The 12,048-nt window shown below is 69.4% G+C and carries 10 protein-coding genes; 1 reads left to right on the top strand and 9 read right to left on the bottom strand.

Translation table 11 applies throughout. From position 1 onward, the window contains the following. Nucleotides 1-33 precede the first annotated feature (33 nt). The 6 genes from ABZ471_RS15725 to ABZ471_RS15700 form a co-directional block, all read right to left on the bottom strand. The gene (locus tag ABZ471_RS15725; protein ID WP_359066653.1) at nucleotides 34-1,626 is read right to left on the bottom strand and encodes a cation acetate symporter; all 1,593 of its coding nucleotides are present in this window, start codon (nucleotides 1,624-1,626) and stop codon (nucleotides 34-36) included. Next, a complete protein-coding gene (locus tag ABZ471_RS15720) occupies nucleotides 1,623-2,078 on the bottom strand; it encodes a DUF485 domain-containing protein (RefSeq protein ID WP_359066650.1) in 456 nt (151 codons plus the stop codon). Before ABZ471_RS15720 ends, ABZ471_RS15725 begins: the two co-directional genes overlap by 4 nt. 168 nt (nucleotides 2,079-2,246) lie before the next feature. Further along, nucleotides 2,247-2,939, bottom strand: coding sequence for a response regulator transcription factor (locus ABZ471_RS15715; RefSeq protein ID WP_359066648.1), 693 nt, complete (start codon nucleotides 2,937-2,939; stop codon nucleotides 2,247-2,249). Beyond that, nucleotides 2,936-4,087 (bottom strand): histidine kinase, encoded by a 1,152-nt coding sequence (locus ABZ471_RS15710; RefSeq protein ID WP_359066646.1) that lies wholly within the window; start codon nucleotides 4,085-4,087, stop codon nucleotides 2,936-2,938. The genes ABZ471_RS15715 and ABZ471_RS15710 overlap by 4 nt, the downstream gene beginning before the upstream one ends. Beyond that, complete coding sequence (locus tag ABZ471_RS15705) at nucleotides 4,084-4,605, bottom strand: DUF1453 domain-containing protein (protein WP_359066644.1); 522 nt, start codon at nucleotides 4,603-4,605, stop codon at nucleotides 4,084-4,086. The genes ABZ471_RS15710 and ABZ471_RS15705 overlap by 4 nt, the downstream gene beginning before the upstream one ends. A 576-nt stretch (nucleotides 4,606-5,181) precedes the next feature. After that, nucleotides 5,182-7,305, bottom strand: coding sequence for a DNA topoisomerase IV subunit B (locus tag ABZ471_RS15700; RefSeq protein WP_359066642.1), 2,124 nt, complete (start codon nucleotides 7,303-7,305; stop codon nucleotides 5,182-5,184). Nucleotides 7,306-7,744: 439 nt separating this feature from the next. Between ABZ471_RS15700 and ABZ471_RS15695 the strand changes: the two genes are divergently transcribed. Continuing rightward, nucleotides 7,745-7,975 (top strand): hypothetical protein, encoded by a 231-nt coding sequence (locus ABZ471_RS15695; protein WP_030647568.1) that lies wholly within the window; start codon nucleotides 7,745-7,747, stop codon nucleotides 7,973-7,975. A 99-nt stretch (nucleotides 7,976-8,074) separates the two neighbouring features. Here the strand turns inward: ABZ471_RS15695 and ABZ471_RS15690 are convergent, their stop codons facing one another. From ABZ471_RS15690 to ABZ471_RS15680, 3 genes are all read right to left on the bottom strand, one after another. Beyond that, nucleotides 8,075-8,935, bottom strand: a complete 861-nt coding sequence (locus tag ABZ471_RS15690; RefSeq protein WP_359066639.1) for a serine protease — start codon at nucleotides 8,933-8,935, stop codon at nucleotides 8,075-8,077. A 123-nt stretch (nucleotides 8,936-9,058) separates the two neighbouring features. After that, the gene (locus tag ABZ471_RS15685; RefSeq protein WP_359066637.1) at nucleotides 9,059-10,603 is read right to left on the bottom strand and encodes an RNA polymerase sigma factor; all 1,545 of its coding nucleotides are present in this window, start codon (nucleotides 10,601-10,603) and stop codon (nucleotides 9,059-9,061) included. A 434-nt stretch (nucleotides 10,604-11,037) separates the two neighbouring features. Continuing rightward, nucleotides 11,038-11,925 carry a FadR/GntR family transcriptional regulator gene (locus tag ABZ471_RS15680; protein ID WP_359066635.1) on the bottom strand — a complete coding sequence of 296 codons (888 nt, stop codon included), beginning with the start codon at nucleotides 11,923-11,925 and terminating at the stop codon, nucleotides 11,038-11,040. Nucleotides 11,926-12,048: the final 123 nt, after the last annotated feature.

Genomic DNA, 12,048 nt, shown 5'->3' with positions numbered 1-12,048 from the left:
TCTGCCGCGATACGGCCCTGCAGACGGCGTCGGCTAGACAGCTCCCGCCCCGGTCAGTGACCGAACCTCGGTCTCCGCGTACTTGGCCTCGTCCGCGGTCTCGTCCGAAGTGACCGTGCCCAGCCAGCCGGCGAGGAAGCCGAGCGGGATGGAGACGATGCCCGGGTTCTGCAGGGGGAAGTACTGGAAGTCGACGTCCGGGAAGAGCGAGCCCGGGCTGCCGGACACCACCGGGGACAGCAGCACCAGACCGAGTGCCGGAACCAGACCCCCGTATACGGCCCACACCGCGCCGCGCGTGGTGAAGGCCCGCCAGAACAGCGAATACAGCAGCACCGGCAGGTTGGCCGACGCGGCCACGGCAAAGGCGAGGCCGACCAGGAAGGCGACGTTGAGGTCGCGGGCCAGAAGGCCCAACGCGATCGCCACGACGCCGATACCGGCCGCCGCGATGCGCGCCACCGCCACCTCGCTGCGCGCCTTGGCCTGCGGCCGTCGCAGCGAGGCATACAGGTCATGCGCCACGGACGCCGAGGAAGCGAGCGTGATCCCCGCGACCACGGCCAGGATCGTGGCGAAGGCGATGGCGGCGACGACAGCGAACAGAATCGTTCCCCCACTGGAACCGGCGCCGCCGCCCAGGTCGAGGGCGAGCAGGGGTACCGCCGTGTTCCCGGCCGCGTTCGAGCGGCTCACGGCGTCCGGCCCCACCAGTGCGGCGGCACCGAAGCCCAGGACGATCGTCATGAGATAGAAGCCGCCGATCAGCCCGATGGACCACACCGCCGAACGGCGGGCCGCCCGCGCGGTCGGCACGGTGTAGAAGCGGGACAGGATGTGCGGCAGCCCCGCCGTACCGAGCACCAGCGCGAGCCCCAGGCTGATGAAGTCGAGCCGAGCGGTCCAGCTCCCGCCGTACTTCAGTCCCGGCGCGAGGAACGCGGTCCCGTGGCCGCTGCGCTCCGCGGCCGTGACCAGCAGCCGGTCGAAATCGCCGTGGAACCGCACCAGCACCAGCACGGTCAGCGCGACCGTCCCGCTGAGCAGCAGGACCGCCTTCACGATCTGGATCCAGGTGGTGGCCCGCATCCCTCCCAACGACACGTAGATCACCATCAGGGCGCCGACCACGATGACCGTCCAGGCCTGCGCCACCCCACTCGTCCGCCCCAGCAGCAGCGCCACCAGACTGCCCGCGCCCACCATTTGCGCAACCAAATAGAGAACGGACACCGTGACCGAGGCAGTTCCCGCCGCGATCCTCACCGGCCGCTCCCTCATCCGCGCGGCCACCACATCGGCCAGGGTGAACCGCCCGCAGTTGCGCACCAGTTCCGCCACCAGGAACAGCACGACCAGCCAGGCCACGAGGAAGCCCACCACATACAGCAGCCCGTCGTAGCCGAACAGCGCGATGAGCCCGGTGACCCCGAGGAAGGAGGCGGCCGACATGTAGTCACCCGCGATGGCAAAACCATTCTCCATCGGGGAGAAGAGCCGTCCGCCCGCGTAGAACTCCTCCGCCGAACCATGGCGCCTTCGGCTCACCCACGTGGTGATCCCCAGCGTGACGGCTACGAACCCGCTGAACAGCAACAGCGCCAGCATCTGGTGATCGCCGGTCACGAGGCGCCTCCCTGGGCTCCACGCGTCAGTTCCTGGGTGTCCCAGCGCAGCTCCAGCGCGGCCCGGTCCCGGCGCAGCCGGGCATGCCGGGCGTACGCCCAGGTCAGCAGGAAGGTGCTGAGGAACTGCCCGAGCCCCGCCAGCATCGCCACGTTCACCGCCCCCACCACGGGACGGGCCATGAGCCCGGGCGCGGTCGTCGCAGCGACCACGTATCCCACGTACCACACGAGAAAGGCGGCGACTCCCGGCACCACGAACCTTCGATACCGCCTGCGCACCTCCTGGAAGGCCTCGCTGCGCTGCACCTCGACGTACACGTCACGAGCGCGCGCATCCGGTCCGTCCTGCTCCCCGCGCGCAGCCGGCACGGACCGTGCCGGCATGCCGGTGCCGTCCAGCTCGCCCCAGCCGGAGGCCAGTGCGTCGTACCAAGGGTCCTCGTACCTCATGTCGCGGGAAGCCGCGCGGGGATCTTGCTGGCTCTCGGCCGCGCTCCCGGAACCGTCCCCGTCCCCGGCTCCACGGTCACGGCCGTTGCTTGACTGCATGCCCAAGGATGGACAGATCGGGAAGATCCCTGACTCTTCTTCCCCCGGCTCTTCACCCCATCAGGTGATTCACTCCGTGCGTGGCCGCACCAGGCCCTTCCTGTACGCGTACCGCACCGCCTGCGCCCGGTCCTTGAGTCCCGTCTTGGCGAAGAGGTTGTTGATGTGCGTCTTCACCGTCGCGGTGGAGACATGCAGCTTGCGGGCGATCTCCTGGTTGCTCAGGCCCTCGGCGATCAGCACCAGGACCTCGGTCTCCCGCGCGGTCAGCCCGTCGGGCACCTGGACTGCGGCCGGTCCGGGCTCGGGGAGCTCGGGTTCCGACAGCCTTTCCAGCAGCCGACGTTGAACGCTCGGCGACAATCCCGCGTCCCCCGACAGGACGCTCTCCACGGCACGCACGATCTCGTCTCCGCCCGCGTCCTTGGTGAGATATCCCCGGGCTCCCGCGCGCAGCGCGGGGAACAGCGACTCGTCGTCCGCGTACGTGGTGAGCACCACGACCTGGGTCCCGGGGTACTCGGACCGGATCCGCCGCGTGGCTTCCACGCCGTCACAGCGGGGCATCCGCAGGTCCATCAGGACCACGTCGGGGGCGAGTTCCCCGACCAGGCGCACCGCCTCCTCACCGTCCCCCGCGGAACCCACCACCTCCACACCGGGCAGCAGCCCGAGCAGCATCACGATGCCTTCGCGGACCACGGTCTGGTCGTCGGCGACCACCACCCGCGCGGGCTTCTTCTCCCCCTCCGTCTCCGTCATACAGGCACCTTCAGCGTCACCATGAACCCCTCCTCCGCCGGCCCCGCGTCCAGCGAGCCGCCCAGCAGTTCGGCGCGCTCCCGCATCCCCAGCAGACCGTACCCGCCGCCGGCCCCCGTGAGTTCGCCCGGGCGGCCGCCCGAGTCCCTTACGTCCAGCGTCACTTCGTGCTCCCCGTAGTCGAGTCGCAGGTGCACCTTGGCGCCGTGGGCGTGCTTGCGGACGTTGGTCAGCGCCTCCTGAGCCACTCGGCGTACGGCCTGGGAGGCCTCGACCGGCAAGGGTCTGCGCTCACCCGTGACGGTGACCTCGGCGCCGTCGGCCGCGCTGACGAGTTCGGTCAGGAAGTTTTCCAGCGGGGTCAGGTCGCCACGGAGCGCGGACAGCGCCTGCCGGGTCTCGGCGAGGCCGTCGCGGGCCATGCCCCGGGCGGCCACCACTCGCTCCAGGATCTGCTCCCGGTCGGCGCCGCGCTCGATCAGCAGGCGGGCCGCCTCGAGGTGCACGAGCTGTGCCGAGAGGCTGTGGGCCAGCACGTCGTGGATCTCCCGGGCGATCCTCGCGCGCTCTGCCAGCGCCGCCGACTCCGCCTCGGCGGCCCTCGCGGCCCGCTCCTGGGCGAGCAACCGCTGGGCACTGCCCCGGGCCTCTGCGTCCAGCCGCAGGACATAGCCGGCGAGGGCCATGCCCGCCACCGTCGCCGCCGTGGTCAGCCACACGTCGTTGTTGAACGCAGAGTACGAGGCCAGCGCCACCGAGGTCACGGGCAGTGCGGCTCCGAGGGGCAGTCTCTCCAGGGCGGCGATCCCACAGCCGCACCAGATCATCAGGGCCGGTCCTTTGAACCCCGTGGCCTGGGCCGCCACCGCGATGCCCAGCAGCACGCTGATGAGCACCAGCGACGGCACCAGCCGATGTGCGTAGGTCGTGTGGAAGAAGCCCCAGGAGACGAGACCTGCGAGCAGGACTGCCGCCGCTGCCGCGAGCACACCCCAGATGCCGACGTGCTTGTGGCTGAACGCAGCCCACAGGAGCAGGGCGATCACCACCAGCCTGACCGCCCAGGCGAGCATGCGGCGGGGCCGGGAGGTTCCGGCGCGGCCGAGCGCTTCACGCGACGGCCAGCGCGTCCAGGCGTTCTCCTTCACGCGCGCTCCTTCCAGGCCGACCGCAGGTCGTCACCGTACGCCGGGGCCGGGTGGCTCGCGGAGCCGACCGACTGCGCCCGCCAGGCCAGGATCCCGGCACGGACCAGCAGGGTGCCGGCGAGGCCGAGCATCAGCGCCGAGCTGTCCTGGTGCACGCCGGACACGCTGCCGAGGGCGAAGACGCCGACCCGCAGGGCTATGCCGACGATCCATACGACGACGCTGGCCTTGGTGCTCTTGGTCCACACGACGCCGTCCGGTGCCGTCCATATCCGGGTGGTCCAGGCCCAGCCGGCGCCTGTGGCCAGACCGATGAGCACCTCCACCGCGAGCAGCACGGCGGATGCGGTGCGGTGGTGGGCGTCGAGTATGCCGGGCTCGCGCAGTGCGACGACAGCGAGGATCACGGGCAGCAGCCACCAGCGCCGGTCGGTGTCGATCGCACGGGCGCGGAACTGCCGCCCGATCACTATGGCAACGACGGCCACGATCACCAATGCGTTGACGAGCCCGGACATCAATGCCTCCGTGAGCGAGAAGGTGGTGTCGGAAGCGAGCGCTGCCGACGTCTTCGAAGTTACGGAAAATCGCAGGTCAGGAGATCGGAGCACGGGTGGATCACGGGTGGAATCCTGCGACCGGCGCGGCTCCACCCAGGGGTGGAGAAGTCCGCGGTGAGGTATGAGGTGCGGGCCGTCGTCGCTGGTCGGCCGCGGGGCCTGCCGGGCGCGGGTCGGGGGCGGGGCGGGGTCCGGGGCCGGCCTGGACGAGCGGCGGAGAGGGAGACGCAGAGGGGATGGCAGACGTCGGCCGGCATGGGGGGGGCGGTCGCGAGGCCGGAACGGGGGTCGGTCGCAAGGCCGGGACGGCAGGGCAAACCCTGGGGTCGGTGAGTTCATCCGACAGCAGGCTGTGTCCTGCCTCAAGGCCCGTCCACAGTCGGCCGCCCTTGCAGCCGACCCCAACCCCGCACGGCTGACCGCAGGCCACCGCCCCCATCAATCCAGCCCGGCGCCGCCGGCCGATGCGCACGCACGGCGGCCGACCGGCCCGCTCCCGACGGGCAGACCGGTCGGCGGAAGCCCGCGCAGCGGCTACGCGTCGATGCGCGAACGGTCCAGCGTTGCGGCCGAGCTGGAGATGAACTCCTTGCGCGGGGCCACGTCATTGCCCATGAGCAGGTCGAAGACCTGTTCGGCGGCCTCCAGGTCGGAAAGGTTGATCCGGCGCAGGGTGCGGTGGCGCGGGTCCATCGTGGTCTCGGCCAGCTGGTCGGCGTCCATCTCGCCCAGACCCTTGTAGCGCTGGATGGAGTCCTTGTACCGGATGCCCTTGCTCTGGAACTCCATGAGCTTCTCGCGCAGCTCTCGGTCCGAGTACGTATAGACGTACTTGTCCTGGCCCTTCTTCGGCTGGATCAGCTCGACGCGGTGCAGCGGCGGCACCGCGGCGAAGACCCGGCCCGCCTCGACCATGGGCCGCATGTAGCGCTGGAACAGCGTCAGCAGCAGGCAGCGGATGTGGGAGCCGTCCACATCGGCGTCGGTCATCATGATGATCTTGCCGTACCGGGCCGCGTCGATGTCGAACGTACGGCCCGACCCGGCTCCTATGACCTGGATGATCGCGCCGCACTCGGCGTTCTTGAGCATGTCGGTCACCGACGACCGCTGCACGTTGAGGATCTTGCCCCGGATCGGCAGCAGCGCCTGGAACTCGGAGTTCCGGGCCAGCTTCGCCGTACCGAGCGCGGAGTCGCCCTCGACGATGAACAGCTCGCTGCGGTCGACGTCGTCGCTGCGGCAGTCGGCGAGCTTGGCCGGCAGGGACGAGGACTCCAGAGCCGTCTTCCGCCGTTGCGCGTCCTTGTGCTGGCGGGCCGCGACACGCGTACGGGCGGCGGCGACCACCTTCTCCATGACGACCCGGGCCTGGGCGGCGGCGTCACGCTTCGTAGCGGTCAGGAACGCCTTCAGTTCCTTGGCGACCACGTTGTTCACGATGCGGCGGGCCGCCGAGGTGCCGAGGACCTCCTTGGTCTGCCCCTCGAACTGCGGCTCGGCCAGACGCACGGTGACGACGGCGGTGAGGCCCTCCAGGGCGTCGTCCTTGACGATGTTGTCCTCGGCCACACGCAGCATCTTCTTGGCGCGCAGCACATCGTTCAGCGTCTGGGTGACGGCCTGCTCGTAGCCGGTCACGTGGGTGCCGCCCTTAGGGGTGGCGATGATGTTGACGAAGGACCGCAGGGTGGTGTCGTAGCCCGTGCCCCAGCGCAGCGCCACATCCACGGCCAGCTCACGCGTGACCTCGGTGGGGGTCATCTGACCGTGCTCGTCCAGGACCGGGACGGTCTCCTTGAAGCTGCCCTGGCCCGAGAAACGGAGGACGTCGCAGACCGGCTTGTCGTTGGCCAGGTACTCGCAGAACTCACTGATGCCGCCGTCGAACCGGAAGGACTCCTCACCCTTGCTGCCGCCCTCTCCGAGACCGAACTCGTCGCGGACGACGATCGTCAGGCCCGGCACCAGGAACGCGGTCTGCCGCGCACGCTGGTGGAGGTTCTCCAGAGAGAGCTTGGCGTCCTTCAGGAAGATCTGCCGGTCCGCCCAGTACCGCGTGCGCGTACCGCTGCGGGTCTTGGGGATCTTCTTGGCCTTGGTCAGCCCGCTCTTGGCCTCGAACTTGGCTTCCGGCCCGTCTCCCCGGAAGCCACCCGGCACGCCGCGCCGGAAGCTGATGGCGTGGGTGTGGCCGCCGCGGTCCACCTCGACGTCGAGACGGGCCGAGAGTGCGTTGACCACGGAGGCACCGACTCCATGCAGGCCGCCGGAGGCGGCGTAGGAGCCGCCGCCGAACTTGCCGCCGGCGTGGAGCTTGGTCATGACGACCTCGACGCCGGAGAGGCCGGTCTTGGGCTCCACGTCCACAGGGATGCCGCGGCCGTTGTCCCGTACCTCGACGGAGCCGTCGTCGTGAAGGATCACCTCGATGTGGTCGCAGTAGCCCCCGAGGGCCTCGTCCACGGAGTTGTCGATGATCTCCCACAGGCAGTGCATCAGGCCACGGCTGTCGGTGGAGCCGATGTACATGCCCGGGCGCTTGCGTACGGCCTCGAGACCCTCGAGGACGAGCAGGTGCCGCGCGGTGTAGTTGGAACCGTCCCGGTCTGCTCCTGCCAGCAGCGCTGTGGACGGCACGGACGTATCGGCGGTCACGCGGTTCGCTCCTCGCTGAATTTCAGGTGACCCCCTTCTGGGTAAGGGGGCGGCTTCGGTTGCCGCTCAGAGGGTACCGAGGCCTGGTAGAGCCGTTGTAACGCCACCCTCGTCGAGAACTCAGCCTAGTCCAGGCTCGCATACACGTTCGATCCCTCGATGGAGTGAAGTACACATCACGTTCCCTTGGAGGCATGAACCATTTAGGCTCCGGGCACGTCCTCATGAACAACCGGCAACCCGGCCGGGAGGACGTGAACCAAAGACAGCGCGAAACCGTAAGCACGCAAGACACGCACTACGGCACATTCGCCGCCAACCGGCAGCAGACAGCCGCCCCGGAAGATTCTTTCGAGGAAAAGCCACGAGCGGGAACGTTTTCGGGCTGGTTGGATGTTGACCCTGGTACGACAGCTCGTCGAGCTAGAGAAGAGGCGACGTGACTACTGTTCTGACCCCCGCGAGCCCGCTGACGGCCGCCGATCGCTGCGACCGCTGCGGCGCCCAGGCATACCTGCGCGTTGTGCTGCTCAGCGGCGGAGAACTGCTCTTCTGCGCCCACCACGGTCGCAAGTTCGAGCCGGAACTCAAGAAGATCGCCGCTGAGATACAGGACGAGACGGAGCGGCTGACGTCCGTTCCGAACACCGTTTCCGACGAAGAGCGCTGATTCTCGCACTACGACGAGCCAGCGCCGGCACAGGCCGGTGAACGGGCGGCCGCTCCTCACCAGGAGCAGCCGCCCGCGCTCATGCCCGCCCGCCCCTGCTCAGGAGCCCCTGTGGGACCCTTGCGGACCCGCGGCGGCCCGTCCCAGCGTGCGCAGGACGTCGGACACGCGCGTGTACACACCGGGGCTACCCGGCCGCCCACAGCCGCTCCCCCAGGACACGAGCCCGATCAGCCGCCCTGAGGCCACCAGCGGGCCTCCGCTGTCGCCCTGGCAGGCGTCCGGCCCGCCCGCGACCTCTCCGGCGCAGAGCATGGAGTCGGCCCGGTAGGTGCCGTCGGGGCCGCCCGGGTAGGCACGGGCACAGAGGTTGTCGGCCAGTACGCGTACGCGTGCGGCATGCAGCCGGCGCGTATAGGCGCCGTCGCCTGTCGTGTCGCCCCACCCGGACACCAGGGCTTCCGTCCCTGCCCCGTACGCCGGATCGCCCGCCGGGGCCGTGGGGACGACGGCGCTCTGCGGTAGCGGCCGGGCCAGCGTGAGCACGGCGAAGTCACCGGCGTTCGAGGCGGCGTCGTAGCGTGGATTGACCCGAACGTCCTGTACGGGGATCTCCTCCCCCTCGCCGGACAGCAGGTCGGTACGGCCCGCGATGACCTCGAGGTCGCGCACCCGGTTCGGAGGCGCCCCCAGGACCTCGTCGGCCATGCAGTGGGCCGCTGTGAGCACGGTGGTCCGCGAGACCGCCACCCCGCCGCAGAACTGCCCCGCGCGCGTACCCCCGAACCGGTCACGACTGGACAGCGCCACGGTCCACGGGGCCTGGGAGACGTCTATCGGAAACCCCCCTACGACCACGGTGTCTGCGGCCACGGGAGCCGCTCCCATCAGGGGTATGCCGGTCAGCGTGGCCGCCAGGACGAGCGGCCGGATCAGTGCCCGGACAACGGAACGGCGCATGCATGCTCCTCACTCTGGGATGGGTACTGGGACACCCAGAGTCATCCATGGCACGGCTGTGCGCAGCACGAAGGCCCGGCTCCCGCGAGGGGAACCGGGCCTTCGCCGTCGTAGACGCGGGACCTAGTCGAGGTAGTCGCGCAGCACCTGCGAACGAGACGGGTGGCGCAGCTTCGACATGGTCTTGGACTCGATCTGACGGATGCGCTCACGCGTCACGCCGTAGACCTTGCCGATCTCGTCGAGAGTCTTCGGCTGACCGTCGGTGAGACCGAAACGCATGGAGACGACGCCGGCCTCACGCTCGGACAGGGTGTCCAGAACCGAGTGCAGCTGCTCCTGCAGAAGCGTGAAGCTCACAGCGTCGGCGGGGACGACGGCCTCGGAGTCCTCGATGAGGTCACCGAACTCGCTGTCGCCGTCCTCACCCAGCGGGGTGTGGAGCGAGATGGGCTCACGGCCGTACTTCTGGACCTCGATGACCTTCTCCGGGGTCATGTCGAGTTCCTTGGCCAGCTCCTCCGGGGTGGGCTCGCGGCCCAGGTCCTGGAGCATCTGGCGCTGCACACGCGCGAGCTTGTTGATGACCTCGACCATGTGCACCGGGATACGGATGGTGCGAGCCTGGTCGGCCATGGCGCGGGTGATCGCCTGACGGATCCACCAGGTGGCGTAGGTGGAGAACTTGTAGCCCTTGGTGTAGTCGAACTTCTCCACCGCGCGGATCAGACCGAGGTTGCCCTCCTGGATGAGGTCCAGGAAGAGCATGCCACGACCGGTGTAGCGCTTGGCCAGGGACACCACCAGACGGAGGTTGGCCTCCAGGAGGTGGTTCTTGGCGCGGCGGCCGTCCTCGGCGATGATCTCCAGCTCGCGCTTCAGCTTCGGGGCGAGCTTGTCGGAGTTGGCCAGCTTGTCCTCGGCGAACAGGCCCGCCTCGATGCGCTTGGCCAGCTCGACCTCCTGCTCGGCGTTGAGCAGGGGGACCTTGCCGATCTGCTTGAGGTAGTCCTTGACCGGGTCGGCGGTGGCACCGGCCGCAGCGACCTGCTGGGCGGGCGCGTCGTCCTCGTCCTCGTCGGACAGGACGAAGCCGGCGCTCTCGGTACCCTCGGGCTCGTCGGCGGCCTTGGTCTCCTCGAGGACCTCTTCCTCGAGAATTTCGCCGTCGTCCTTCTTGGCCGTGGTCTTCTTGGCCGCCGTCTTCTTGGCGACGGTCTTCTTCGCGGCCACCTTCTTGGCGGTCGCCTTCTTGGCTGCTGCTGCCTTCTTGGCGGGTGCGACTTCCTCGGCGGGGTCGTCGGCTGCCGGGGCGGCGGGCACGGCCGGTGCGGCCGTGGTGGCGGTGGCCTTCCTGGTGGTCACCGTCTTCGCCGCGACCGTCTTGGTGGCGGTGCGCTTCGCCGGGCTCTTCGCTGCGACGCTCTTTCGGGTGCGCTTGGGCTCTGCTGCACTGACCATCAGCGTCACACCCTCTTCCTCAAGGATCTGGTTGAGGCTGCGCAGTACGTTCTTCCACTGAGTGGCCGGAATCTGGTCAGCTTCGAAGGCCCGACGCACATCGTCGCCGGCGATCTGCCCCTCAGCCTTTCCCCGCTCAATGAGCGCCATGACAGAGACGGACTCGGCGATCTCCGGCGGGAGCGTACGGGATGTGCTGGCCGACACGAACAACCTCTCGGAACGTTGGAAAACGGCTTCCGGCCCCGTCCACAGCGGACAGGAGCCGACCACCGGCCTGGGGATGGGCCGACGGAGCGGGCGGGGACCGGGAAGATACACAGCGCCTTTCAAGGCGTCCGTATTCCCTCCGCGGCTGTCACCTCTTAGGTCATCGCGCTGCTCCCGCGAGCGTTACGCCCAATCTGCGTGGCCCGAGTCACACCCCGTAAGCGGTCAAAAGCGGTCAGACACGGTCAGAGGGCATCGCCGAGGTGCCGATCGTGACCGCTCCGCCTGCCCGACGGCCCGCCGCGCCGCCGGGCCCCGCCGGATTCCCGAGGATCCGACGGGGTCCGGCGACGGCCGGTTCCCGGGTCCGGCTCCGCCACGAGGACCGCGAGAACGCGGCACACTGGCGACCGCACCGCCTTCGGTACGGGTCAGTGCTCGCGCGGGGCAGGAACCACGCGCTCCACCTCAGGGTGGACGGTGAGCAGTTGACGCATGGCCGCCTCCGCCGCCGTACCGTCGCCGGTGCCGAGCGCGTCGACGATCCGCGCGTGCAGCGCGAGAGAGGCCTCGTTCGGCCGGTCACAGCCCGTGACCGGACCGCCGGAGACCTGCAGAGCGGCCGAGACGATCCCGGAGAGGTGCTCCAGCATGCGGTTGCCCGCGATCTGGATGAGCAGCGTGTGGAACTCGGTGTCCGCGCGCGAGAAGGTCAGTGCGTCGCCCTGCGCCATGGCATGGCTCATGATCTCGACCATGTCGGACAGACGCTGCTGCACCTCCTCACGTCCGTGCCCGGCGGCGAGACGGGCGGCGAGCGGCTCGATCGTCCAGCGCAGCTCGCTCAGCTCCCGGCGCTGGTCGTCGCGCTGCGGCCCGAAGGCCCGCCATTCGATGATGTCCGGATCCAGGAGGTTCCAGTCACTGACGGGACGCACGCGCGTGCCGACGTTGGGGCGGGCGCTGACGAGGCCCTTGGCCTCCAGGACGCGGAGGGACTCGCGGACGACGGTACGGGAGACCTCGAAGCGCTGGCCGATCTCCTCGGGCACCAGCGGGCGGTCCGCCCCCAGGTCTCCGGAGACGATCATCTGACCCAGCTGCTGAACGAGTTGGCCGTGCAGTCCGCGTCCGCGGCTGCCCGCGGCACGGCGGCCCACGCGGCCCAGCTCGGGGTCCGCTCCGTCCCAGGCGGGCGCTCCGACGCGGTCGGCCACCGGGGCCTCGGCGTAGGGGTAGCGGTCGAGTTCGCCCGGGCCGGTCAGACCTGAGTCTGCGGAGCGGGCGGCGGTCATCATGGTGTGCGCAAGGGTACTCACGGATCCTTTGTCGGCGCCGCCTCCAACTCCCTTGAGGTCTTTGGTGAAAAGCACACGAAAGGGTGATCGCTCACCTCGTCGCAATTGACGCCTTATCGGAAAGAAACGGCCTTTCTCCGGGGA

The organism is Streptomyces sp. NPDC005728 (genome assembly GCF_040630895.1).
GTDB lineage: Bacteria > Actinomycetota > Actinomycetes > Streptomycetales > Streptomycetaceae > Streptomyces.
This window is presented reverse-complemented; position numbering and strand designations above follow the sequence as displayed.

Bases quoted from the DNA above. Each gene is read 5' to 3' on its own strand.
- ABZ471_RS15690 (WP_359066639.1), bottom strand. From the start codon at position 8,935: ATGCGCCGTTCCGTTGTCCGGGCACTGATCCGGCCGCTCGTCCTGGCG.
- ABZ471_RS15715 (WP_359066648.1), bottom strand. From the start codon at position 2,939: ATGACGGAGACGGAGGGGGAGAAGAAGCCCGCGCGGGTGGTGGTCGCC.
- ABZ471_RS15705 (WP_359066644.1), bottom strand. From the start codon at position 4,605: ATGTCCGGGCTCGTCAACGCATTGGTGATCGTGGCCGTCGTTGCCATA.
- ABZ471_RS15720 (WP_359066650.1), bottom strand. From the start codon at position 2,078: ATGAGGTACGAGGACCCTTGGTACGACGCACTGGCCTCCGGCTGGGGC.